This window comes from Acinetobacter sp. MF4642, assembly GCF_002018925.1.
GTDB classification, from domain to species: domain Bacteria; phylum Pseudomonadota; class Gammaproteobacteria; order Pseudomonadales; family Moraxellaceae; genus Acinetobacter; species Acinetobacter johnsonii.
Map to the genome: position 1 here is coordinate 86,614 of NZ_MVON01000008.1, position 25,413 is coordinate 112,026.

The 25,413-nt window shown below is 42.2% G+C and carries 21 protein-coding genes and 1 riboswitch; of the genes, 8 read left to right on the plus strand and 13 right to left on the minus strand.

Annotated elements, in window-relative coordinates; translation table 11 throughout:
• Nucleotides 1-130: 130 nt before the first annotated feature.
• The 3 genes from MF4642_RS06570 to MF4642_RS06580 all read right to left on the minus strand — a co-directional run bounded on the left by MF4642_RS06570 (nt 131) and on the right by MF4642_RS06580 (nt 4,835).
• On the minus strand, nt 131-1,912 hold the full coding sequence (locus MF4642_RS06570; protein WP_004983588.1) for an acyl-CoA dehydrogenase C-terminal domain-containing protein: 1,782 nt from the start codon (nt 1,910-1,912) through the stop codon (nt 131-133).
• A gap of 197 nt (nt 1,913-2,109) precedes the next feature.
• Nucleotides 2,110-3,912 carry an acyl-CoA dehydrogenase C-terminal domain-containing protein gene (locus tag MF4642_RS06575; RefSeq protein WP_078425693.1) on the minus strand — a complete coding sequence of 601 codons (1,803 nt, stop codon included), beginning with the start codon at nt 3,910-3,912 and terminating at the stop codon, nt 2,110-2,112.
• A 305-nt stretch (nt 3,913-4,217) separates the two neighbouring features.
• Nucleotides 4,218-4,835, minus strand: coding sequence for a hypothetical protein (locus MF4642_RS06580; RefSeq protein WP_078425694.1), 618 nt, complete (start codon nt 4,833-4,835; stop codon nt 4,218-4,220).
• A 137-nt stretch (nt 4,836-4,972) separates the two neighbouring features.
• Between MF4642_RS06580 and baeS the strand changes: the two genes are divergently transcribed.
• The 3 genes from baeS to MF4642_RS06595 all read left to right on the plus strand — a co-directional run bounded on the left by baeS (nt 4,973) and on the right by MF4642_RS06595 (nt 8,897).
• Complete coding sequence (gene baeS, locus MF4642_RS06585) at nt 4,973-6,625, plus strand: sensor histidine kinase efflux regulator BaeS (RefSeq protein ID WP_078425720.1); 1,653 nt, start codon at nt 4,973-4,975, stop codon at nt 6,623-6,625.
• A 19-nt stretch (nt 6,626-6,644) separates the two neighbouring features.
• Nucleotides 6,645-7,331, plus strand: a complete 687-nt coding sequence (locus tag MF4642_RS06590; protein WP_004697755.1) for a response regulator — start codon at nt 6,645-6,647, stop codon at nt 7,329-7,331.
• A gap of 210 nt (nt 7,332-7,541) precedes the next feature.
• Nucleotides 7,542-8,897, plus strand: a complete 1,356-nt coding sequence (locus tag MF4642_RS06595) for an amino acid permease (protein ID WP_078425695.1) — start codon at nt 7,542-7,544, stop codon at nt 8,895-8,897.
• Nucleotides 8,898-8,999: 102 nt separating this feature from the next.
• Here MF4642_RS06595 and MF4642_RS06600 read toward each other — a convergent pair whose 3' ends face one another.
• The 8 genes from MF4642_RS06600 to MF4642_RS06635 form a co-directional block, all read right to left on the minus strand.
• Entirely contained in the window at nt 9,000-9,272 is a 273-nt protein-coding gene (locus tag MF4642_RS06600) for a DUF2164 domain-containing protein (protein ID WP_078425696.1), read from the minus strand.
• A gap of 746 nt (nt 9,273-10,018) precedes the next feature.
• A complete protein-coding gene (locus MF4642_RS06605; protein ID WP_078425697.1) occupies nt 10,019-10,390 on the minus strand; it encodes an MmcQ/YjbR family DNA-binding protein in 372 nt (123 codons plus the stop codon).
• 68 nt (nt 10,391-10,458) lie between these two features.
• Nucleotides 10,459-11,904 carry a protein adenylyltransferase SelO gene (locus MF4642_RS06610; RefSeq protein ID WP_078425698.1) on the minus strand — a complete coding sequence of 482 codons (1,446 nt, stop codon included), beginning with the start codon at nt 11,902-11,904 and terminating at the stop codon, nt 10,459-10,461.
• A gap of 78 nt (nt 11,905-11,982) precedes the next feature.
• Nucleotides 11,983-12,312: a DHCW motif cupin fold protein gene (locus tag MF4642_RS06615; RefSeq protein ID WP_078425699.1), complete on the minus strand. Its 330-nt coding sequence runs from the start codon at nt 12,310-12,312 to the stop codon at nt 11,983-11,985.
• A 75-nt stretch (nt 12,313-12,387) separates the two neighbouring features.
• The gene (locus MF4642_RS06620) at nt 12,388-13,554 is read right to left on the minus strand and encodes an acyl-CoA desaturase (RefSeq protein WP_004697764.1); all 1,167 of its coding nucleotides are present in this window, start codon (nt 13,552-13,554) and stop codon (nt 12,388-12,390) included.
• Nucleotides 13,555-13,830: 276 nt separating this feature from the next.
• The gene (locus MF4642_RS06625) at nt 13,831-14,553 is read right to left on the minus strand and encodes a glycerophosphodiester phosphodiesterase (protein WP_078425700.1); all 723 of its coding nucleotides are present in this window, start codon (nt 14,551-14,553) and stop codon (nt 13,831-13,833) included.
• 306 nt (nt 14,554-14,859) lie between these two features.
• Nucleotides 14,860-15,438 carry a cob(I)yrinic acid a,c-diamide adenosyltransferase gene (locus MF4642_RS06630; RefSeq protein WP_058870269.1) on the minus strand — a complete coding sequence of 193 codons (579 nt, stop codon included), beginning with the start codon at nt 15,436-15,438 and terminating at the stop codon, nt 14,860-14,862.
• Nucleotides 15,439-15,538: 100 nt separating this feature from the next.
• Nucleotides 15,539-17,374: a TonB-dependent receptor plug domain-containing protein gene (locus tag MF4642_RS06635; RefSeq protein WP_078425701.1), complete on the minus strand. Its 1,836-nt coding sequence runs from the start codon at nt 17,372-17,374 to the stop codon at nt 15,539-15,541.
• 34 nt (nt 17,375-17,408) lie between these two features.
• Nucleotides 17,409-17,616: riboswitch (cobalamin riboswitch) on the minus strand.
• 144 nt (nt 17,617-17,760) lie between these two features.
• Here MF4642_RS06635 and MF4642_RS06640 point away from each other — a divergent pair.
• The 4 genes from MF4642_RS06640 (at nt 17,761) to MF4642_RS06655 (ending at nt 21,657) form a co-directional block, all read left to right on the plus strand.
• Nucleotides 17,761-18,402, plus strand: coding sequence for a phosphoribosylanthranilate isomerase (locus MF4642_RS06640; protein WP_078425702.1), 642 nt, complete (start codon nt 17,761-17,763; stop codon nt 18,400-18,402).
• Entirely contained in the window at nt 18,386-19,615 is a 1,230-nt protein-coding gene (trpB, locus tag MF4642_RS06645) for a tryptophan synthase subunit beta (RefSeq protein WP_058870266.1), read from the plus strand. The genes MF4642_RS06640 and trpB overlap by 17 nt, the downstream gene beginning before the upstream one ends.
• Nucleotides 19,616-19,990: 375 nt before the next feature.
• On the plus strand, nt 19,991-20,503 hold the full coding sequence (locus MF4642_RS06650) for a DUF1543 domain-containing protein (protein ID WP_078425703.1): 513 nt from the start codon (nt 19,991-19,993) through the stop codon (nt 20,501-20,503).
• Nucleotides 20,504-20,664: 161 nt separating this feature from the next.
• Nucleotides 20,665-21,657, plus strand: a complete 993-nt coding sequence (locus tag MF4642_RS06655; RefSeq protein WP_078425704.1) for a DUF2804 domain-containing protein — start codon at nt 20,665-20,667, stop codon at nt 21,655-21,657.
• Between the two features lie 64 nt (nt 21,658-21,721).
• Here MF4642_RS06655 and MF4642_RS06660 read toward each other — a convergent pair whose 3' ends face one another.
• Nucleotides 21,722-22,597 (minus strand): metal-dependent hydrolase, encoded by an 876-nt coding sequence (locus tag MF4642_RS06660; protein ID WP_078425705.1) that lies wholly within the window; start codon nt 22,595-22,597, stop codon nt 21,722-21,724.
• Nucleotides 22,598-22,731: 134 nt separating this feature from the next.
• Between MF4642_RS06660 and MF4642_RS06665 the strand changes: the two genes are divergently transcribed.
• Nucleotides 22,732-23,754 (plus strand): AraC family transcriptional regulator, encoded by a 1,023-nt coding sequence (locus tag MF4642_RS06665; RefSeq protein WP_078425706.1) that lies wholly within the window; start codon nt 22,732-22,734, stop codon nt 23,752-23,754.
• A gap of 52 nt (nt 23,755-23,806) precedes the next feature.
• On the opposite strand, the gene MF4642_RS06670 is transcribed toward MF4642_RS06665, so the two are convergent.
• On the minus strand, nt 23,807-25,138 hold the full coding sequence (locus tag MF4642_RS06670; RefSeq protein WP_078425707.1) for a Na+/H+ antiporter NhaC family protein: 1,332 nt from the start codon (nt 25,136-25,138) through the stop codon (nt 23,807-23,809).
• Between the last annotated feature and the right edge of the window lie 275 nt (nt 25,139-25,413).

Below are 25,413 nucleotides of genomic sequence, written 5' to 3' on the forward strand. Positions count from 1 at the left end.
CTGATATGTTGATGGTGGTTTATTGCATCATAAGCAAATTTCATGCACATGACGTATAAAAGTAAAAATAAAGCTGAGCCATAAAAAAACGCCTGACAAAGCAGGCATTTTTTATTCAGTGTTTAAGCGATTAAGCTTGGCTAGTGAAGTAGTCTTCAGAGAAGTTCATGATGACTTCTGCACCTGCTTTTACTTTTGCAATACGTAAGTCGATTTCAGGCAAAATACGTTGAGCGAAATAAGCTGCAAGTGCCAGTTTGTTTTGATAGAAGTCACCATCTTTAGCTTTTGCAGCATTGGCAATTCTTGCAAACATATAGGCAAAGCTGAGTAGGCCGACTGCATGTAAGTAATCTACTGCTGCTGCATTCGGGAACTCTGCACTTTCAGCAGCACGTTCAAGGATATACTTGGTCACTTCTTCCACTTCAGTTGCCGCATCGAGTGTTGCATCTTTAATGAAGTTTAGATCCGCATCTAAGCTGTTAGCAAAGTCACGGATTTCAGTAATGTAGTCTGCAATGAATGCACCACCACATTTAATGGTTTTACGACCAATTAAATCTTGAGACTGAACGCCGTTGGTGCCTTCGTAGATTTGTGCAATACGTAAGTCACGTACACATTGCTCCATGCCCCATTCACGAATATAACCATGTCCACCGAAGACCATTTGTGCGTCTAAAGTTGCTTGGAATGCTGTGTCGGTTAAATACGCTTTTGCAATAGGAGTTAACAGTGCAACGCGGTCATTGGCTGCTTTCACAGCTTCAGGGTCGGTTGAGAACTTGGTGATATCCAGTTGCTGACCCACGTAAACTGCAAATGCGCGAGATGCTTCATTATTGGCACGTGCATTAAGCAACATACGACGCACATCACCATGAACTAAAATGCTGTCTGCAGGTTTAGCAGGTGATTGAACACCAGAAGCGCTACGACCTTGTAGACGGTCTGTTGCGTACTGTGCAGCATTTTGGTAAGCAAATTCAGATGCGCCTAAACCTTGAATACCCATCGACAAACGTTCGTAGTTCATCATCACGAACATAGCCGCAAGGCCTTCATTTTCTTTACCCACCAAGTAACCTTTGGCACCGTCAAAGTTCATTACACAAGTCGCAGACGCTTTGATCCCCATTTTGTGTTCAATTGAACCTGGACCTGCCGCATTACGCTCACCTACAGAACCATCTGCATTCACGAGGAATTTAGGCACGATGAATAATGAAATACCACGTGAACCCGCAGGTGCATCAGGAGTTTTTGCTAGAACCAAGTGAATGATGTTTTCAGCTAAGTCGTGGTCACCGCCAGTAATAAAGATTTTGGTCCCTGTAATGTTATAGGTGCCGTCTTCGTTACGTTCAGCTTTAGTTTTGATAATGCCTAAATCTGTACCTGCATGTGGCTCAGTTAAACACATGGTCCCAGACCATTCGCCTGAGTAAATTTTAGGTAAATAGGTTTCTTTTTGTTCTTGCGATGCGTAGCTGTTCAGCGCCATGCCAGCACCGACAGAAAGAAGCGGGTAGAGCATGAATGATGGGTTAGTTGCGAACAGCATTTCATCTGCTAGAACCGTCAGCATTTTTGGCATGCCTTGACCGCCCCATTCTTCATCAGCCGCTAAGCCAATCCAGCCGCCTTCAGCATATTGCTTAAACGCTTCTTTAAAACCCGCAGGCGTGGTAACTGCGCCATTGCTAAATGTTGCACCTTCTTCATCACCTGTACGGTTTAAAGGCAGGGTTACGTTCTGCGCAAATTTAGCCATTTCCTCGAGGATCGCTTCAGCCGTCGCACTGTCTACATGAGCTAGATTTTCATTAGACTGCCAGAACTGATCTGCATTGAAAACGTCATTGAGGATAAATTTCATATCCGCAAGTGGGGCATTATAAATTGGCATGTTCGTTCACCTGTTTATTGTTTGAATCTCTGTAGACTTAGGACAACTTAATTAACAACGGAGAGTGTTGTCAGATGACCCAAGCGAAATAACGCTCTATTTATAAAGAAAAAGGACCGCCAAAGCTATGACTGTCCTTTTTCATTTCTGTACTCAAGAGTACAACTATTTCGAATATCGACTTAGTTATTAACTAGTTAGAATGCAAAGTGCTCTGCATCTAATGCAAGTAACGGTTCTACGCCACCAGCAATCACGTCAACGTGTGAGCGAACACGTGGAAGAATCTTCTTGAAGTAGAAACGAGCTGTCGTGACTTTCGCATTATAGAAGTCAACGTCAGTTGTACCTGCAGCCAATGTTTCTTGAGCCACAAGTGCCATACGTGCCCATAGATAAGCAAGCGTTACATAACCAGAGAAGTATAGGTAATCGACCGCAGCAGCACCCACTTCATCTGGGTTTTGCATTGCTTTCATACCAATTTGCATGGTTAAGTCGCCCCACTCTTTGTTTAGAGCAGCAAGAGGTTCAACAAACTCTTTCATTGCAGCATTGTCTTTGTTTGCTTCAACAAATTTGTGAATAATCTTAGTGAAGTCTTTCAACATTGCACCTTGAGTACCCAAAACTTTACGACCTAACAAGTCAAGTGCTTGGATTTCAGTTGTCCCTTCGTATAAACACGCAATACGTGTATCACGAACGATTTGTTCCATGCCATGCTCTGAAATAAAGCCGTGACCACCAAACACTTGAACGCCGTGTTTTGCAGATTCAGAACCCGTTTCAGTCAAGAATGCTTTTGCAATTGGAGTAAGCAGTGACAAGATGTTGTCAGAAGATTTACGCTCTTCTTCCGTTGCACCTTGCTCAACCACGTCAGCATGTAGAGACAATAAGTAAACCAGTGCACGACCACCTTCAGCAAATGCTTTTTGAGTTAACAGCATGTTACGAACAGCAGGGTGAACAATAATTGGATCGGCTTCTTTTTCTGGTGCTTTAGGACCTGTTAAAGAACGCATTGCCAAGCGGTCTTTCGCATAGGTTAATGCACCTTGGAATGCACCTTCAGATGCAGCAAGACCTTGAACAGCAGTACCAATACGTGCGGTGTTCATGAAAGTGAACATGCAGTTTAAGCCACGGTTTTCAGGGCCAATCAAGAAACCTTTTGCATTGTCAAAGTTGATTACGCAAGTTGAGTTACCATGGATCCCCATTTTGTGTTCGATAGAACCACAACGCACCGCGTTACGCTCACCCACACTACCGTCTGCGTTTAAGTTAAACTTCGGTACGATGAATAAAGAAATACCTTTGGTGCCTTTAGGTGCGCCAGGAAGACGAGCAAGTACAATGTGAACAATGTTCTCAGCCATGTCATGTTCACCTGCTGAGATAAAGATTTTCTCACCCGTGATTGCATAGCTACCGTCAGCTTGTGGCTCAGCTTTAGTACGGATAATACCCAAGTCAGAACCAGCGTGTGATTCTGTTAAGCACATCGTACCTGTCCAAACACCTGAAACAAGGTTTGGTAAGTAAGCATCTTTTTGTTCAGCTGAACCGTGATGTTCTAAAGTACGAACTGCACCATGAGAAAGACCTGGGTACATACCCCATGCCCAGTTCGCAGTACCGACCATTTCTGAAATCACGTTACCCAAAGAAACAGGTAATGCTTGACCACCGTATTGCTCTTCAGCAGAAAGAGAGGGGAAGCCAAGTTCGATATATTTTTGATACGCTTCTTTAAAGCCAGTTGGAGTTGTAACAACGCCATCATTCCAAGTACAACCTTCGCGGTCGCCGCTTTGGTTGATTGGAGACAATTCGTTTTCACAGAAATCTGCAGCAGCTTCTAAATATTGGTCAACCAATTCACGGCTTACGGTTTCCTGAAATGCAGGCAATTTAGAATAGTGTTCTTCTGCATTCAATAGCTCATGCAGTACGAATTGCATATCACGTAAGGGCGCTTTGTATTGTGGCATATCGGTTTCCTCAATACTGGTTTAACCAGCTTATAATCCTAATAAACATAAAAACGTGTCTTCTTTGACACGGATTGGAATAACTTAATCGTGCAACATCTTCTAATTTGGTACAAGCGGTTCGGGTGCTTTTCTTGGTGACTGTAAAGTCAAATAAATATTATTCAAAATCGCTAAGTGCACTGAGTGTAAACAGTTTTGCTGCTTTTGGCATGACATAAATAGTCAAAAAGCGTAAAAAGTTATGTCCAATAAAAAAGGCGCAATTTGCGCCTTTTTTATATATTTATGCTTTTTAAAGTGGCTTAAGCAGCCTTATTCGGTGCTGAAACAGGGGCTTTAGGCTGGAAGTGAACGATACATCTGCCATCTACTGTTTGTGTGCCGACTTTTAACTGCACGACTTTACCATCGGTTTGACCTTGGCAGGCTTTGGTCGCAGCTTGTTGGCGCGCTTGACGTTCAGCTAAACGTTGATCGTATTGCTGAGTTAACTCAGCACGTTTCGCATCGGTTAGTGGTTCGCCACGCTGCATATGCATGCCACGGAATTCACCAAGATCGGCTTGATCACCACGCATTGGGCGGTGTTCACCACGTTTCATTTCATCACGGTTCGGTTTAAATGAAATCGCACATGTGCCTTCTAGTGTTTGTTCACCTGCTTTAACTTGGACTGCTGAACCCACTGCTTTGCCATCGCAGGCTTTTTTAATGTCTTGCATGACCTGCTTGCGTTCAGTACGCATTTTTTCAAACTGTTCGCGTTGTTCAGGTGTCATATGACGGTCTTTTTGATAATGACTATGCATATGTTGCGACTGCTCCATATCTTTTGGTGCTTGGGTAGATTGACAGGCTGTCAACGCACCTACAGATAAAACGCTGGCAGTGGCTAAAGCAATTTTTGTCATCTTATTCATTCTACAACTCCCCCATACAAGAGCATGTCATTTTGGATGATTAAAGATTAAATAATAAAGATGTAGAAACAATGGAGAGTTTTTTGATGCAGTGTTCTATACAATAACAAGGCAAAAGAACGACCGAGAGATTGCTTTTGAAGATTCGCCGCGTACCGATTGCTTTACGCTTATTCCTCACTGTATTGCTGACCACTTTGGTGATTACCACGGTGAGTTTAGGTGTGCTGCATTGGACGATGCAAAAGAATTTTGCTAAATATGTGGCGGACGTGGAAATGCAAAAGCTCGATCATCTGATTGATAACTTAGCAGGCGTTTATAGCACTTATCATGACTGGGGCAATGCCATTCAAGCGCAAATTTTGCAGATTGAAGGACATGCCGCGCCAGATGATTATGACCGTCTCTCTCGTTGGTGGTTGCGCCGCCAGTACGATATTGCTCTGCAACAGCGTTATTTTAAAGAAAATACCAAAACCTTACTTAGTGATGTCTCTACCACTGAAGTCAAACATGAAAAACAGATTTTAACCGAACAAGAACTGCAAGCTTTGGAGGAAAATTTACCTTCTGAGTTTCAACCCTTTGAAGGTTTAAAGTTCCCACTCAGCGCCAATCAAAATGTGTTCCGTCCAGATCGTAAAAAAGAAGAGATTGAACAAGAGAGCAAACAAAACACAGGTAAAAAACAGTTTATTTCCACGCCTGACCGTTTAGGTCTTAGTTCGCGGTTATCTTTATACGATACGCAGCGTCAGTTTGTGGTCGGTGAACCCTCGGATGATCAAGTTTCTTTCCGTCCTATTGTGGTGAATAACCAAGTGGTGGGGTACTTGGGGCTGAAACCAGTCCTCGATCAAGATGATGCGTTGAGTATTAACTTCTTTAGTAACCAAAAGCGTTATTTATTACTGGTCTATGGTTTAACCGTTTTTGCCAGTTTAATTGCTGCACTGTTACTTGCGACTTATTTTAAGACGCCAATTCAACGCTTGTTGAATGGTACGCGTGAATTAACCAAGGGTAATTTTCAGCATCAAGTTAAAGTGAATCGAAACGATGAGCTGGGTGATTTATCCAATGAACTGAACCAACTGGCTGTGATTTTAGATCAGCATGAAATTTCGCGTCGTCAGTGGGTGTCAGATACTTCGCACGAGTTGAAAACACCGCTGGCAGTGTTACAAGCGCAGATCGAAGCGATGCAAGACGGAATTCGAAAACCAACGCCTGAGCATTTTGAATCGATGTTACGCCAAGTCACCAGCTTGAAAAAACTCACACATGACTTGGCCGATTTGGCACAAGCGGAAGCACAGCAATTAAACTGTTACTTTGCAACCGTGAACCCGTGGGCGGTGATTGAGCAAGAAGTGGAAAACTTTAAGCCTAAATTTGAACAGGCCCATTTAAGCATTAGTGTCGAAGGTGAGGGCGCTGAGTTACAACTTGATATTGACCGCTTTAAGCAAATCATGGTCAATTTGTTGGGCAATAGCATTCGTTATACCGAAGCGGGTGGTCAGGTTCGAGTCCATACGGAACAGTCCGCAACAGATTGGACGGTCTATGTCGATGACAGTCCTTATGGTTTAAGTGATGAGCAACTAGCAAGACTCGGTGAGCGTTTCTACCGAGTCGATGACTCGCGTACGCGGAGCACAGGTGGTACAGGTTTAGGTTTGGCTTTATCGGCTAAACTGGCTCAGGCTTTGGGCGGCGAATTGAGTTTTGATCATTCGCCTTTGGGTGGTTTACGTTGCAAGTTAACGTTCCCAAAAAAATGAAACACAAAAGGAAGTATGTATGAAACATATTATGCTGGTTGAAGATGAAGTAGAACTTGCACAATTGGTCCGCGATTATCTTGAAGCAGCGGGCTTTGAAGTCAGTATGTTTCATGATGGTCAGGAAGCTTACGATAGCTTTACGCAGCGTAAACCGAGTCTGATGATTTTAGACTTAATGGTGCCTCGTATGGATGGCTTGACCATTTGCCGTAAAGTCCGTGAACAGTCGGATTTGCCGATTATTATGGTCACTGCACGTACGGAAGAAATCGACCGTGTGCTTGGCTTGAACATGGGGGCAGACGACTATGTGTGTAAACCCTTTAGCCCAAAAGAATTGGTAGCGCGTGTCCAAGCCGTGTTACGTCGTTTAGAGCGTAAAGCTGAGCCTGAAGATCAGTCTTTGTTCCGTATGGATAAAGCGCAACAACGCATTTGGTATCAACAAAAGCCTTTAAACTTAACGCCGACCGAGTTTCGTTTACTGGAGTTGTTTTTAGAGCATGTGGGTCAAGTCTATTCACGTGCACAGCTACTGGATCATATCAATCCAGACAGCTTTGAAGTGGCTGACCGTGTGATTGATAGCCATATTAAGAACTTACGTCGTAAGATTTCGGATGCAGCTGAAACAGGCAACCGTCATGAATGGGTTCAGGCGGTATATGGGGTAGGCTACCGTTTTGAATATCCTGAAGATTAATTCATTTTTTGATTAAAAGTAGAAGCGGATAAGCCTTGGGTTATCCGCTTTTTTTATGGGATGGAGTCAAAGCGGCAATCAAAATCAGCAGTTCACTTAAATCTCCAACTGGTGAAATGAAACCGAGTAATCTGCGATTTTAAAGGGCAAGACTGGTTGATCGTCTGTGCAAGCGGTACAATTCATTTTTTTATCAGATGAGCATGTGTTTTGAGCAGCGAGACGCCTAAACTTCAGCGCCGTTTAAAGAACCGCCATATTCAATTGATCGCCATGGGTGGTGCAATTGGCACAGGGTTGTTCTTAGGTTCAGCACATATTATTGAGTCTGCTGGCCCATCTATTATTTTGGGTTATATGATTGGCGGTTTGATTGCATTTTTAATTATGCGTCAGCTCGGTGAAATGATTGTGCATGAGCCAGTGACGGGTTCATTCAGCTACTTTGCCTTTAAATATTGCGGGCGGTTTTCAGGCTTTTTAACGGGCTGGAACTACTGGGTGCTGTACATCTTAGTGGTGATGACTGAGCTGACCGCGATAGGTAAATATGTCAATTACTGGTGGCCACATATTCCTGCGTGGGTCTCGGTGCTGGTGTTTTTTGTGGTGATCACGTTGGCCAATCTTGCCAATGTCAAACTGTATGCGGAGTCTGAGTTTTGGCTGTCGATGATTAAAGTTGTGGCGATTATCGCCATGATCATCTTCGGGGTTTACCTGTTGTTGACGGCTGATGTCGGTTCAACCGCATCCGTCACTAATTTGTGGGCACATGGTGGGTTTTTCCCACATGGCTTTGAAGGCTTGTTTTATATGTTGGCCTTTATGATGTTTGCCTTTGGCGGTATTGAGCTGATCAGTATGGCGGCTGCGGAAACCGAAGATCCTGAAAAGAACATTCCAAAAGCCGTCAATCAAACGGTGATTCGGGTTTTCCTGTTCTATATTTGCTCACTGGCGATTCTTTTGTCTTTAGTGCCTTGGAATCAATTGGATTTGGGAGGCTTAGATAAAAGTCCATTTGTGCTTATTTTTAAGCAAATTGGCATTGATTGGGCAGCGCATTTACTGAATTTTATTATTCTGACTGCATCGGTTTCTGTTTGTAATAGTGGGATGTATGCCAATAGTCGCATGCTATTAGGTCTGGCCGAACAGGGCAATGCCCCGCAAGTTTTTAAGCAGGTTAATCGACAAGGGACACCGATTGCGGCTGTTTTATTTTCAGCATTACTGATTTTTGGTTGCGTGCTGTTGAATTACTTTTTGCCTGAAAAAGCGCTCAGTTATCTGATTTATATTGTGGTCAGCGCGGCGGTGTTGAATTGGATGATGATCAGTTTGATCCATCTTAAATTTAGACAGAGTATGAAAAAGCAGGGCATTCAAACTAAGTTTCCAGCGTTATTTGCACCGTTTAGCAATTATTTTGTTTTAGTGTTTATGCTGATGATTTTATATATCATGTGGAATCAAGGTTTTATGCTTTCCGTGTTGATGCTTCCTGTGTGGATCCTCGTGTTATTTGTTTTATTTAAAACATTGAAGACGAAGAAGAGCTAAAGCACAGATGATGATGTTGAAAGGGACTCAATATGAGTCCTTTTTATAGGATTTTTGATATTTTAGGATTTATCTTGATATATAAATGATAAATATTTCCAGTCAGCTTTTAGTTTGTTTTTTAAATTTTTCTTTGGTCAAAATAAACAAGTCATCATTCAAATAAGCGAAGCGCTCTGCTAACCACTCATGGGTGTCAGTTAGGGCTTGATTGTAAAAGTGGGGCCCAAACTCCTCGACAATAAAGTCAAATAAAAATTGAGCGGGGAAATTTCCAAGGTCTAACTCAAGCTCTTTCATCGCGTATTTCTTTAATGCATGAATCAACTGTTCACGTGTAAATTCATCAAACTGAATGATCTGTTTATTAGTCATCGGGGGAATCTCAAAATATAATCTGAAAGAATTACATCTGTTATGAAGTATTTATTCAATCTGAGAACGTCCTAGTATGACGTTCATCATCATTTTTAGTTAGGTTGTGTGGGGAATGATCTACTTTATACTTCCTTCTATCGTATTGATGTTTATGCACCCTTAAGTCGGTGACACTTAGAAAAGATAGGCGGTATTTTGGACAGATTAATATGGAAAGGTATTAATTTGATTTTAAAGTACTCAAAAATTAACTTTAAGGGGTAAGGCTCAGCTTCGGTCATCCTGAAAACTATCCACAATTTCTGCGGATAATTTTGGGGGTAAGTCTAATTAAGCTTATTTTTCATGTACGTTTTTGCTTACAACTATTCAAGCGGATTGCGTCTAGGTCAGTCCCAAGATTTTTTATATAATGCAGACATAGAGAACAGGAAGTTCCAAAACATAAAACAAAAATGATAAGTTCAACACTAGGATGTGAGGTACGACAGGAGTTATACCTAGTTAACCAATACGAAAAAGCCCGACAGGATGTCGGGCTTTTTTTATCAGCTATAAATGTCTCATTTCACTTTTCGTTTCGAATTTTGGGTTCCAAAGTGGGCAATACGTAGAAAACGTTGAAAAACTATTTAGCCGAGACAATATACGTTCAAATCCATGACCTGTTTGATGCAGTGATAGGGTTGCGCTTTAGAAAATGTAATAGGAATAATTAACAATCTTTTTCATTCAATACATATTTAGGTGATGGCTTTAAGCGCAGCGATTCGCTGTCTTTGTAGTTTATTCAGCTTGGATACCACGAGCTCATAAGAGCTATGTACTAGATCAATGACTAAATCCGAGTCTACGTTTTCATCTTCATATATTGAAATCCAATGTTTTTTGTTCATATGCCATCCTGCATGAATATACGGATAAATATCACGTAGCATCGCACCGTGGTCAGGCGTAACTTTTAAGTTACTTAAAGCCGCGCCACTTAAAGATGAATTGAGTAAAAACATTTTATCCATGACTTTATAGACATCACAGCCTTCACCAAAGGGCTGACTACACGTCACTTCTGGCAGGGCAAGTGCAGCTTTTGCAGCAATAAGGTGTAAGGACATGTTGATCATCACTCTAGTGGAAAGCCTTGTGGATATTGTTTAATTTATCCACAGTTTAAGCCAAACGCTTAAGATGAACAACTCACCATCACTTCAGGAACATCCGTTGGCAAAGGTGCTAAATCCTCAGCTTTCTCTAGTGCTACATTCCGCTCAAACGGGCGGCTAAGCAGGTCAAATAAGCGTTCGACTTCTGAGAAATCATTCCGTTCAGCCAGCTCAATCGCTTTTTGTGCCATGTGATTGCGTAGGATATAAGCAGGATTGGCTTGTTGCATCGCTGCATAGAGTTCTGTTGTGTCTTGATTTGCACGAATCTGTTCATATTGCGCGAGGAAACTTTCAAATTGACGACGGTCAAGGCAGTCATCTTTAATCATTTCATATTGCTGCTCTTGCAAACGCGTAAAGCTTTGTGTGTAGTCGAGCTGTTCAGTTTGTAGAATCCGTAAGAAGGTCATGGCACAGTCAAAACTGTCCGTGTGGAAATGAGGTAAGCCCATTTTCTGATTTAAACCCAGTTTATAGTGCTCCAAGAACGTGGGTTCATAGTGCTCTAGGCAATCGGCAAGGTCTTGCTTCCATTGTTCTTTGTCATAGTCTTGAGGACAAAGCGGAATGAGGTTATTCAACCATGTCCATAAGTTCCAGTGTCCAATGCTCGGTTGCTGCTGATAGGTATAGCGGCCTTGATAGTCAGAGTGATTGTTAATCCAATTCGGGCGGAAGCGTTCCATAAAACCATAAGGGCCAAAATCGAGGGTTGAACCTGTAATGTTTAAATTATCAGTATTCATCACTCCATGTGCGAAGCCGACCAGTTGCCATTTGGCAATCATTACCGCAGTCCGTTGAATCACTTGGGTTGCAAATGCCAAAACAGGTTGTTCCGTATCTAAACATTCGGGGTAATGCCATGCGATGCATTTTTGGGTAAATTCGTCGAGTAAATCAGGTTGGTACTGGTTGATCCACTCAAAATGTCCCAAGCGAATATGACAGTCTGATGTACGTAACATCATTGCACCGAGTTCCAATTTTTCCCGCTGCACGCCTTGAGCCGACGAGGTAAAGCCTACGGCATTACTCGATGCGACGCCTAAATTATTCAGTGCATGTCCAGCCAAATACTCACGAATGACGGAGCGAAGTACCGCACGACCATCTCCCATACGCGAGTAAGGAGTAGAGCCTGCACCCTTTAAATGCAGGTCAATGGTTTGCCCATGTTGATCGAGAATTTGTGCGATCAATAAACCCCGACCATCACCGAGCTGTCCTGCCCACTGACCAAATTGATGCCCTGCATAAACCATTGCCAAAGGTTCAAATTCACTAAAGGTTTTTTGTCCGCTACAAATCTCTACCCAAGACTGTTTGTCGGCTTCAGACCATTGCAACTGTTCTGCTAAAGCGGCATTGAAATGCCCCGCTTTTGCACCTTTCAGTGGCAGGGGCTGTTGATGGTGATAAAGCTTTGACGGAAGGAGAGAATAGCGTGAATTGAACTGCATAGTGAAGGATCACAAGGGATAAGCCATGACCCTATCAATATAGCAAAGTTTTAGTGTTAAGGCATATATCCAACTGTTTTAGTCAACTATAAACAGTTTGGCACCTTTTGAGGTGGACGAGCGATGGGCTTCGGCTTGATCCGCAACTTGGTAACTCATACCAACCGTGAGGGTGAAGCTACGACCATCATCTAGTTCGGTGTGTAATTCGCCTTCTAAGCACAACAGGATATGCCCTTTTGAACACCAGTGGTTGGCCAAATAGTTCTCAGAATACTCCACCATACGCACGCGAATCGCATCAAATTGCTGAGTACGCCATAGGGCATAACCTTGATCACCTGTATGGCATGTGGTTGGTATCTCGGCCCAGTTGGTGATACCGAAAGGAATGTTGTTAATATCCATGTTGTTATCCTTTATGAACTGCTAAAAAAAGCCCCTTGCGGAGCTTTCTTTTGAAATGGTGAATTCAGATATTAGTTATTGTGAAACAGGGGCTTTTTTGATGCTACGCATCAGTGTGGTCAAGGTTTGACGGTGATGACCTAAGCGCTGTTCAACCAATTGAAATTCAATTTTGAGCTTCTCATCCATTTGATGGATTTTTTCTGCCACAGCCGTTTTCTTGGCTTGAATTTCTTGTTCTTTCAATTTTGCCCAGTCATTTAAGGTTTGGGTAAAAGCATCATACTCTTGTGCAATACGAGCTTTCGCGGAACTAATGTCATCACTGACATTCAGACCATGAACTTCTAAGTCTTGTTCAGCGTATTTAAACTTCATCGCAAGTTCAGCTTTTTTAATATTGAAACTCGGAATACGACGTAAGTTTTTAGCTAAACCGAGTTTTGAGCATGACCAAATCAACCATTTGGTTGGGTCATATTGCCACCATTTCACACCGTTACGATAGTCGTATTGGAAAATGTGGTGGTAGTTATGATAACCCTCACCCCAAGTGGCAATGGCTAACCAGAAGTTGTCACGTGCGGTATTTTCGTCTGTATATGGGCGTTTGCCCCACATGTGGCATAAAGAGTTAATGAAGAACGTGACGTGGTGGCTGAGGATTAAACGCATTAATCCGCCCAACAATAACACCCCCCATAAGTCGCCTACAGCCCAACCAATTGGTAATAAAATACCCATGTGGACGCTGATCACTAAAGGAACATAGTATTTGTGTTGGAACATCACCAATTTATCATTCAGTAAATCGGGTGCATTTTTAAAGTCCGGTTCTGCTGATGGATAGTCACGAAGCATCCAACCCATGTGCGCATACCAAAAGCCATTGTTAATCGAGTACGGATCTTTCTCGATATCATCGACATGGCGGTGGTGGGTACGGTGACCTGAACTCCAAAATAAAATACTGTTTTGCACGGCAAAGGTACCCATAATCATCAAAATGATTTTTAAAGGTAAGCTTGCTTCATAAGCACGGTGTGCCCATAAGCGGTGATAGCCAGCAGTAATACCTAAGCTACTAACACCCAGTAATACAAACATACTGATCCAAGCGGCTAAGCTGAAATCATGCTGAAAGGCATATAAGGGAATTGCAATCACAGCCACAATCGGAAGAAAAACCAATGCAAAAATTGCAACCCAGTTAAATGGGGCTTTGGGTAGGGGAGCATTCATCTCCAACAGCACTCCTGAAACCTTGGGAGGTATAAATGGAAGGTCAATCCATTACTTTTTGCATGGATTAAGCTACAGCATATTAGCATGAGCGAACCTTGGTTCACTAGCATTATTGTACAGATGTATTGTACTAAACAGTAACAGAATACGAATGTTTAGATATCGAAATTACCGAAGCTTTTCTAGGCTTTATAGTAGCAGAGCGATCAATATGAAAAATAACCATTTTCACTGCTACTACTCATGTAAAACTCAAGTCAATCTGTGGCCTGTTCAATGCACATCTATCAAATGTTGTAGCATCATTTTAGGAAAATCTGTAATTAATCCATCAATGCCACAGTCACGTAAATGTTTGGCGCGCTCGATGTCATTCACTGTCCAAACACTAATGGCTAAATTCGCTTGTTGTGTGGCTTTTAACAAGTCATCGCTTGCCAGTTGGTTCATCCAGCCGATTTGGCAACAGTCGTATTTGAGCGCTTGTTCAATCGCAAGATGTTGAATATCGTCTTCAATCAATAAGCCACGTTTAAATGGGGAGTGTTGATCTTGGAGTGCTTGTAGGATTTTAAGATCAAAACTGGTGATGACCGCACTGTGTTCAAAGCCTCTAAGTTGCTGTGTGAGATGTTGTGTCAGTCGTTCCGCTTCAGCTTGTGTTTGCACGGCTTTGACTTCAACTTCAAGATGTTCGAAGTCCTGCATAATCTGGAGGGCTTGTAGCAATGTTGGCGTACTTTGCTTTTCCCAGTCTAGCCAAATATGTGCTTGGTTATAGGCATCGAGTTGTGTGCTGCTTAATGGGTAGAGTGCTTGGTCACTACCTGTGGTTCGGAGCATGTTGTCATCATGCATAATGATCAGCTCATGGTCTTTGAGCTGACGAACATCAAATTCGACCGCACGGATGCCCAGATCATGAATATATTGAAAACCGCCGAGTGTATTTTCTGGGGCTTCACCACGTGCACCACGATGTCCGATGATTCTCATATTGAACCTGATCTATATACGTCTTATGAGTGATTGTAGCGCTAAAAATATCTGATTGGGATAGATTCTAAGGCAGAGATATTAGATATGCGTAAATGCGATTCGTAATGGCTTGAGCTTGGACTGAATTTGAATGAAATGCTTCTGTGATATTCACGATCAGAGATGGCTGTGGGCGAGTTTTACGATTGGCAAATGGTTTGGGATACTTTTCCTGAAAGAAATGTAAGCTAAGAAAGCCTTCCAGTGAATTGATCACTGCAAGACTCCGAAAAAATCTATTTCGTTCTAAAAACTTAGAAACGTTTAAATAGTTTCATTGATATTTTTTTGCCAAAGTACTTCTGAGCCACCTTCAGCACGCTGCAAAGCACGGGATGCAACAAAAAGCCAGTCGGATAAACGATTGAGCAACTGTAGTGCGGTGCTTTGAATATTTTGATCACGGGTGTGCACTGACATTAAGCTACGTTCAGCTCGGCGGCATACTGAACGAGCTTGGTGTGCATAGCTACATGCTAAAGAACCCGAAGGTAAGATAAATTCTTTTAGCATGGGTAAGTCTTCATTCATGCGGTCAATTTCTTGTTCAAGAAACTCAATACAAACAGGCTGGAGCAAATGATAATTTGGAATACACACTTCACCGCCTAAGTCGAAAAGCCAGTGCTGAATCAGGCTTAAGCTTTTATCCCATGTTGCTTTGTCCGTGATTTGACTTGCGGTAATTTGAGCACGAAGTACGCCAATTGTTGAATTAAGTTCATCCACATCACCAAGTGCGGTAATTCTTAGATCATCTTTAGTCACACGTGATCCATCGCCCAGACCTGTGGTGCCTGAGTCGCCAGTACGGGTATAAATTTTACTTAAACGGTGGCCCATAATTTGTCCTGCCTAAAGAATGAAAAAAAGGATAATGCCGGTCAAAACATTATCCATAAACTGCGCTGTTTTAAATTGTTTTTTGAGTCTTTAAATTAAATTAATAACGGAAAGTGACTCCTGCGGTAGCTAGGCGGCCGCTTGCAAGGTAGTACGCACTAACTTCGTTATTCCATGCTGCTTTATAAGTTGTATCACCGAGGTTATGAATGTTTGAGAAAACTTTGACGTGTGGATTAATTTGCCAATAAGCATTCATATCAATCGTTGCATATCCAGGAATCTCTTGAACATCTTTAGATGGACCTTTAGCAACTAAAGAAGTTGTAAAGCCATAAACGCCATTATCCCAACCAGCAGATAATGTAAAGTTTTGACGTGGACGGTTTGGGGCATCTTTGTCCGTATCATCATTTTTGGGTTGTACATAAGCATATTCTGCATTTGCAAATAAGCTATCCTGTTTCCACTTTAAACCAAGCTCGGATCCAGTGAACGTTGCTTTCTTCAGATTATAAAACTTAAATCCTGTAGAGGCATCAGATACCATGAGGTTATCGACTTTGGTTTGATAAACAGAACCATACAGTTGAATACCGTAATTAAGGGAATGATCAAAACCTAGTTCATAAGAAATACTTTCTTCTGGTTTTAAGTCTGGGTTACCGCCCCACCATGATGGTTCAGAAATAATTTGGCCTACAACAGGTGCTCTAAACGCTGTACCTACGTTGGTATAAAAACTTGTCTTTGGTGTGGCAAAGTAGCGAGCAGCGAGTTGACCAACAGTGTGTGTACCAAACTGCTGGTTATCTTCTACACGAACACCTGCTTGGGTTGAGAATAGGTCATTTTTAAACTGGTGTTGTACGTAATAGCCAATCGTCTCATTGTCTGATTTAAAGCCTTCATCACCTACATAAGCTGCAACTTTCTCTGCTTCAGTTTTATTGTATTCAACACCAACAAGTACGTTTTGGTGTTGGGTGAATTGCCATTTTAAGTTGGAGTCAATTTCTTGCTGCTCAGTATTTACAATAGATGGATATGAGCCTTTTACTACTTCATATTGGTCTTCAAATTGAGAAAGACGCGTATTCCAAGTTAGGCTATCGCTAAAGTTTAAGCGGCCTTGGACATTGTATAGGCGGTTAAGGAAATCATAAGCTTCAGGAGCACCGTAAGAAAAATAATCGCCAGTTCCTTTATTTTCTTTAACTGCAGCAGAAAGACCATAAGCTTCTTTTTCTACACCTACTTTCGCGCTATAGCCTTTTTGGTCAAAGCCTGCTTTACGGTCATCATTGGCAATAATTTGATCGCCATCAGTTTCAAAACGTTGACCGCGGAGCTGAGCATAAAAACCGTCTTCTGCAACATCAACACCTAAAATGGTTTTATAAGTACTACGTTCACCAGCTTCAACAGTTGTAAATATTGAGTTTTCTGTTGGAATCTTAGAAATGAGTTGAATCACGCCCCCAATTGCATCAGTACCGTATTGGACTGATGCTGGACCTTTAAGGATTTCAATTTGTTTAACATCCGAAAGATCAAAAAGGGGAATGTTTGTCCCAGCTACAGTTGCAATATTTGAGCGCATCCCATCTTGTAGAAATAAAGTATGTGATGCATTGGTTCCGCGTAAATATACTGATGCTGTTTGTCCGTAGCCGCCGACTTGCTTAACAGTTAGCCCTGCTTCTTTAGTAAGTAAAGTTGGAAGATCTGTAATTGGAGACTGTTCAATGGTTTTTTCATCAATTACAGAAATACGTGCAGGTACGTCTTTAATCTTTTCTTCAGAACGTGTTGCAGTTACAACTAGTGTATCTAAAGAGGCATTAACGCTGTCTTGTGCAGATGCAGACACGGAGAAACCCATCGCAATAGCGATTGCGCCCACTAAAGCTGTAGGCTGAAATAAATTTGGCATGCTGGCTCCATACATTCACCCCCCGTGAATGATTGAGTTAAACGGCGCAATAAGCAGGTCTCCGGACTTAAATATAAATATTGCGAACAATATTGGTATATCCATCTTCCCACACGAGTGCAGTGATGTAAGTGCAAATACTTATAAAGATATACGTTTCGTTTTACCGTTGCGGGGGCAGTGTTGGACTCTCACCAACTTCCCTAAAGCATAGTGCTTAGACTTATTGCATTTGAGCGAAGTATAAGGTTTGTATGCGAATTAAACAATCTATGTAAAGATTTTTTCAGGATGAACTTTACGCAAGGTGAAAAAATTGCATTACAATGATTTGCCCTGTTATTTATAGATCAGCTATAAATAGGGTTGAGCCAGAGTCATAACCTATGCGAACCCGTGCCAAAATTTGCGGTATCACACGTATTCAAGATATACAGTCTGTAGTCCAAGCTGGCGCAGATGCGATTGGTTTTGTATTTTTCCCGCCTAGTCCACGTCATGTCAGTGCAGCTCAAGCTAAAGAATTGATTCGACATGTGCCTGCCTATGTGCAAACTGTTGGGCTTTTTGTGAATGCAACTGCGGATGACATTGCCGATGTGTTAAAACTAGTGGCGCTGGATATCATTCAATTTCATGGTGATGAAACACCAGAAGACTGTCAGGCAATTGCGGCACAAGTAGGACGTCGTTGGTATAAAGCCATTCAAGTAAGATCTGAAATGGATGTGGTGGCAGAAGTTCAACGCTTTCAACAGGCAGGGGCAAGCGCAGTGCTCTTAGATGCATGGCATCCTGAACTGAAAGGGGGGACAGGACACAGTTTTGACTGGTCACAATTCCCCAAACTGGATATTCCTTTGATTTTAGCTGGTGGTTTAACCCCAACTAATGTTGAAGACGCTATAAAGACGACTGGGGCTTATGCTGTAGATGTCAGCGGAGGCGTCGAATCCGCTAAAGGTATAAAAGACCAACAACTTATAGAAAACTTCATGCAAGGAGTCCATCGTGGATCAGCAAAGTAATGTGATTGACTATACCCAATACCCAGATGCAAAAGGGCATTTCGGTATCCATGGCGGACGTTTTGTGTCAGAAACTCTAATGGCTGCATTAGAAGACTTAGAAAAGCTCTATTTCCGTATGAAGGATGATGAGCAATTTCTGGCAGAATTCGACCGTGACCTCGCCTACTATGTAGGTCGTCCTAGTCCTTTATATTATGCTGAGCGATGGTCGAAAGAGTTGGGTGGGGCGCAAATTTACTTAAAACGTGAAGATTTGAACCATACTGGCTCACATAAAGTGAATAACACCATTGGTCAGGCACTATTGGCAAAACTGTCTGGTAAAAAACGTATTATTGCCGAAACAGGTGCTGGTCAGCATGGTGTAGCAACGGCCACGATTGCCGCACGTTTAGGTCTTGAATGTGTGGTATTCATGGGTGCAGAAGACGTGAAACGTCAAGCCATGAATGTTTATCGTATGCGTTTATTAGGTGCGACCGTTGTGCCTGTGGAAAGTGGCTCTAAAACATTGAAAGATGCCATGAATGAAGCGATGCGTGACTGGGTCACGAATGTCGATTCAACTTACTACGTGATTGGTACTGTCGCAGGCCCACACCCATATCCACAATTGGTTCGTGACTTCCAATCGATTATTGGTCGTGAAGCACGCAAGCAAATTCAAGAACAAGCAGGGCGTTTACCTGATGCACTCGTTGCATGTGTAGGCGGTGGTTCAAATGCAATGGGCTTGTTCTACCCCTTCTTAAATGATGCAGATGTTAAAATGTATGGTGTTGAAGCCGCGGGTTATGGCATTGAAACGGGCAAACACTCTGCACCATTGAATGCCGGTCATGTTGGTGTTTTACATGGTAATCGTACTTATTTGATGTCTGATGAGCAAGGCCAGATCATTGAAACCCATTCAATTTCAGCAGGTTTGGATTATCCAGGTGTAGGCCCTGAACATAGTTTCTTGAAAGATATGCATCGTGTTGAATATGTGCCGATTAATGACAATGAAGCTTTACAAGGTTTCCGTGATTTAACCCATATTGAAGGCATTATTCCTGCATTGGAAAGTTCTCATGCGATGGCGTATGTGACTAAACTTGCGCCAACCATGTCTAAAGATCAAATTATTATTGCGACGGTTTCTGGTCGTGGGGATAAAGATTTGATGACTGTGGCACGTATTGATGGCGTGGAAATGGTTGAGATGTAATTACTTCCTTGAAGCCTCCCCCATGTAGGGGAGGTTTTACGACTAGATTTAAAGAATCGTGTTGGGTGAAAGCTCAGCACGATTTTTTCTTATGTAGATAGTTTTGGTTCAAAAATGAGCGCTTAAGAGTTTAAAAATTAATATAATTATTTGATTCGAGGAAAGACTGTTTGCAATTGTTTGAGGCAGGCTATTAGTTGAACTATACAGTTTCTGCGATATAGTGAACGGATTGATGATATGTGCCGAGTTTTGCAAACGGAAATGCCTTTGGTTACTTTGGGCAAAACCAAAGTAACATGACGAGCTCTGCAAATAAGAAGTACAAACTGTAAGACTCCGTCATGTACATTTTAATTTGAAAAGGAGCAAAACATGCCCAGCCTATTTATGGTCATGCTTGGTGGTCGCCATGCCCGCGCCAATACTGAAGTCCATGATGTTGTGTTTGCTGTCGCTGACAGTTTAGAGGAGAGTTACCCGCAACTTAAAAATGCGTGGTTTGGTGAGCAAAAAGGCTTACATATTGATGCTTGGATGCAAGTGGAGGGTGTCGAAAGTGCAGGGAAAAAATACCAAATACAGTTTAGTGATGCTCAACCCCAAGCGGAGGATGAAAAACTGTGGCTCATAAATTTAGGTGGCTATGACACACGTGAATTTGGGGAGTTACATCGTTATGTACTCGTCGTTGCGCCGCATGCCGCAGAAGCCAAACAACTTGGTAAGCAATATTTTGATCAAAAGTGGCAAAAGCAACATACTGACCGTGTTTTAGACGTAGATGACTGTATTGCGATTGATTGCATACATGGACGTTATGTGGCTTTGGTTGAAGCTGAGTTTGATGCAAACACATGGGAAAATACATATCTCATGTTAAATTAAGTTTGAACTATTCCTAATTCTTTTAAGTGATGTATTCAAACAAAAAGTAGGTTTAGCGAATAATTTGATGAAAAAACAAACTAAATACTTTTCACCTTTAAAATTATAGGCATAATAGGCTTAGGGATATTAATTAACTTTTGCTTAAGGATAAAGCATCAATGGATTTGATACAGTCCAACGGACAACCACATTATGGTCGGTTTAGCGAACTTCCAAAAACCATTGATTTAGATAAGTATCAGTATAAAACCCCATATGGTGAAGTGCTCACTGGCTGGCGGAAAAAGCTGAAATATAAGAAATTTAAGTTTTGTAGCATTCAACATGAGCATTACACCATTGGCTTAGCGATTGCTGATATTGCTTGGGCTGGGCATGGTTTCGTTTATATTTACGATCATTTTAAAAATGAAGTACTTGAATGGAACGCCGTGAATTTTCTGGCGCGTAAAACCGTATTAGATGAACAGCCTTTATATAACCAAAGTGTATTTGCAAATTCACCTTTTCAAATTGAAATTCAGCATGCCAATGGGGTGCGTTATGTTCAAGTCACCAAGTATGGTGAAATTAAGCTGAGCGCCCGTATCTTCTGTGCAGGCACTGATCCATTGAGTATGTGTAGTCCAACAGGGATTAATGGCTGGACTTATACTCAGAAATTGACCACCTTAGCTTGTGAGGGTTTTTTTACCAATAAAGCGGGGCAGATCATTCAGTTTAATGAGCGGACCTTAGCTGCGCTAGATGATACCTGTGGTTTCCTCCGACCGGAAACAGCTTGGTTTTGGCTCTCTTGTAGTTTTTGGGATGCACAGGGTAAGCGTATTGGTCTGAACTTAGCCTCTGGTGTGAATGAAAGTTTTGGCAATGAAAACTGTCTGTGGATGAATGGAAAGCTCTATACCGTAAGTGATGTTCTGTTCCAAATGGAAGAAGAAGGGCGTTGGAGCATTCGCTCGTTAGATGAACGCTTAAATTTAACTGTGACCACGGGTTGGCGCCGTTTTGAAAATCTAAATTTGCGTCTCGTGGGCAGTCAGTTTAGTCAGTGGCAAGCCAAGATTAGCGGTACGATTCAGCAGGATGATCAAGAGATTGTATTGCTGAATGAATATGGATTGCTCGAACAGCATTATGCAAAGTGGTAAAAAGACCTGTGATAAAAAAAACCGGCATCATGCCGGTTTTTTATCTTTCATTGCGCTTACTGAATTATTTCCCAGCTTGCCAAAAAGCTTCACCTGCTAAAATCGGGTCATGACTTTCTGCTAGGGTATCGATCCAAACATCGTACTGTGCAATCACAGGATGTTGATTGGGATGAAAGTCTTTCTTAAACCAATCGAGATATTGACCACGCATGCGGGACAGTATCCCTTTTTTCCCAAAGAACCAAGGCAGCCCTTTACGCATCATTTGCAAGCGCTGAATACGGTTAAAGCCATCATGTTTGAGCATGACATCTGCACGATAGGTGGTGAAACCAAACATCATCACCGTGGTAAAGGCCAATGCAAATAGACGCGTCGCTTCAGGCACATGTCCGACTTGTTTCATCACATCAAACGCGACATCACGGTGTTCCATTTCTTCAATGGCATGCCATGCAAATAAAGCACGCACGTAGGGATGAGCCTCAGCCAACGTGGCTTTATGGCTATAAAAAGTCTCGGCCATCAGTGCGGTTAAATGTTCTGCTGCCGCAGTCATGGCAATGTTGTATTGCGGCGAACGTTTGCTTAATTCGAACTTAAAGATTTTATTTAAACGCTGAATAAACTGATCGACTGGCATGCCTTGTTCTCGCATGACCTGATTCATTTTGTCATGGGCAATGCCATGCTGTGCTTCCTGCTTAATAAAATCGCTTACACGAGCCGCTAAGTTTGGGTCTGTAATTTGGTCCCGAAACAAACGCACACTTTGAATAAAATAGCGTTCTCCATCGGGGAAAGTGAGGCTGAGTGCATCGAACATGCGCGTCCGAAATGGGTCACCGCCAAACCAAAAACGTGGCACTTCATCGAGCTTAAAATTGAGTTGGGTTCGCACAATCGGTTCAACAGGGGCTTTAACAATGGCATTCATTTTGTTTTACTTCATTTGCCTTGGATGATTGCAGTATGTCGGAGAAAATGCAGTTTGTTTTGACAGATATTGCCATTTTTTATACATTTTACGCCAATGTGAAAATATCGCATGTCAAATAGCGGTGAGCCGTCATGCAAGAATTACAAATCCCCAATGGTTATTTTCAGCTCTGGAACATGTACCTGATACAGCAGGGCATTGATTTTCATCAACTCGGTTGTTTAGCGCAATATCAGTATGAATTGGAGCATGTATTACAACGGCCAATAGATACCCAGTCGCCATTTTCGTTCTTTCAAACGATTTTACAACTGACGCGAGAACAGTTGGATTGCCCTCAGTTGATTATGGAGATGGCAAAATTTATTCAACCTGAGCATTTTGGTGTTTTGGGTTATATGGCGACTCGAAGTAATAGCGTGGCTGAAGCACTGAGTTATGTGATGCGTTTTAGTCGTTTGGTGATTGATGGTGCAGAATTTAGTCCCATGCAGATGCAGCAAAGGGGCAGTGAGATTTGGCTGACTTGGCCTTTTCTCAATGAGAAATATGCTTCATTGAATGAAATGACCATGGCATCCATTGTGCATTTGGCCAAGAAAATTTTTCCCGATCAATTACAGTTCTTAAAAATCCAAATGGCGCATCCAGCCCAGATGGCACAGTATCATTATCAAAAATTTTATAGCTGTGAAGTGAGCTTTAATCAAGCCTGCTATGCCTATGTGATGAGTGCTGACAGTTTGATTTTAAAATCGGGCTTTGCTGATCCTTCTTTAACGCAGCTATTACTGAAACAAGCAGAGGTAGCAATTGCCCTCAAGCCTCGTTATGAGAGCGTATTACAACAGATTCATAGCGCCGTGGCTGATTATCTTAAAGCACATGCGGAAGCTCCTAAAATTGAACAGATTGCTAATGAATTACACCTGTCAACGCGGACCTTACAACGCCAGTTGCAAGACTGGGATAGTTCATTTAAGCGAATACTTGAGTCAGAGCGCATGAAACGATGTGAATATTTATTACAACAAGGTTTGAGTTTGACTGAAATCGCTTTACAACTCGGCTATTCGGGACAGTCTGCTTTAGCGCGTGCTTATAAACAGCATAGTGGTCAGACCTTATTGCAGTTGAAACGACAACTGAAATAACAGCAGGCATAAAAAAAGCGCCTTCGGGGAGGCGCTGAAATGTATGAAATGACTAGACTGATTTCAGTCGTGGAAAACGGAATGCAATTGCAAGGATGGCAAAGATCGCCAGTATCCAACAGTAGTAAATGCTGCCGATGAGTTCAACTGGCGAAAGCTTTGCAATCGAGCAGGCCAAGAGAAGCTGTGCACCATAGGGAATAAGCCCTTGTACAACACATGAAAAGATGTCGAGCAAAGCTGCTGCACGTTTGGGGTCTACACCATATTCTTTAGCGACTTCACGTGCCATATCGCCCGATAAAATAATCGCTACAGTGTTGTTGGCCACAAAAATGTTGGAGAAAACCACCAAAAAGCTCAATCCGATTTCACCTGCGCGCTCACGACCAACTTTAAATAAACGGGTTAGGCTGTAAATGCGTTGAATAAGCCAGTCGAGACCACCTTCTTTTTGCATAATGGTCGAAAGACCGCCCAAGAACATCGACAGTAAAGCGACTTCAAACATACCGACAAAACCATCATAGATGGCTGTGTTGAGTTGAATGACGGTAAATTCTGGCTGTGTAATCAGTCCCATCACCCCAGAGAGCACTACACCGACTGTAAGTACCGCAAGCACGTGTAAACGACTGAATGCGAGGAAAAATACCACCACATAGGGTAATACTAGCCAAGGATTAAAGTCTTTCGACTGAACGGTTTCGGTTTGGTGAATACTAAAGACATAAATCGCGATTGTGATTAAAGCCGCAGGTACTGCAATCCAGACATTGACGCGAAACTTGTCTCGAAGTTGAACTTTTTGACTGGTGGTGGCTGCAATGGTGGTATCCGAAATCATCGATAGGTTATCACCAAACATCGCACCGCCCACGACCGCACCTATGGCATAGACAGCAGCAATATCGGTGGCTTGAGAGAAACCAAAGGCAATCGGTGCACAGGCCGCAATGGTGCCCATCGAGGTGCCCATTGCTGTTGCAATGAACGCTGAAATAATAAATAGCATCGGTAACACAAAGGCGGGTGGAATTGCAGACAAGCCCATTTGCACTGTGGCTTCAACACTACCAATGGCGTTGGTGGTACTGGCAAATGCACCTGCCAGCATGAACACCATAAACATTAAGATGAGGTTCGGGTGACTTGCACCGCGCAGAAAGGTTTCGATGCCTTGATTCAGCTCACCGCGGTAAATCAACACCGCCAAGATAATGGCAGGAATGGCCGCAACAGGCGCTTTCATTTGATAGAACGCAAACTCGGTTCCAATCACAGAATGGTAAATACCACTGCCTAAGAAAATGGCTAAAAAAACAATAAGCGGTAACAGCGCAAGCGCACGTGCTTGCACTAAACCTGAGTTATCGGTGGTCATAGGAGATAGGGAAATGAAAGAATGTGCGTAGTATAATGCAGGTTTTGCTATTTCATAAAACTTTAAATGTAAAAGCTAAACCGCCTATTTTTATCATTTTTTTTCAAATAAAAATAAGTTTATCTAAAACTTAGACATTTTGGTATTTCCTAAAATTAGGCATCTTTGATCATTGAGAAAAAAACCGAAATATCAGTAAATGGTGCTTTACGGTTGTTCTGAAAATATTTGACGAAAAATGAATTGGAACGTGAACGCGATGTCCTCTATTCAAT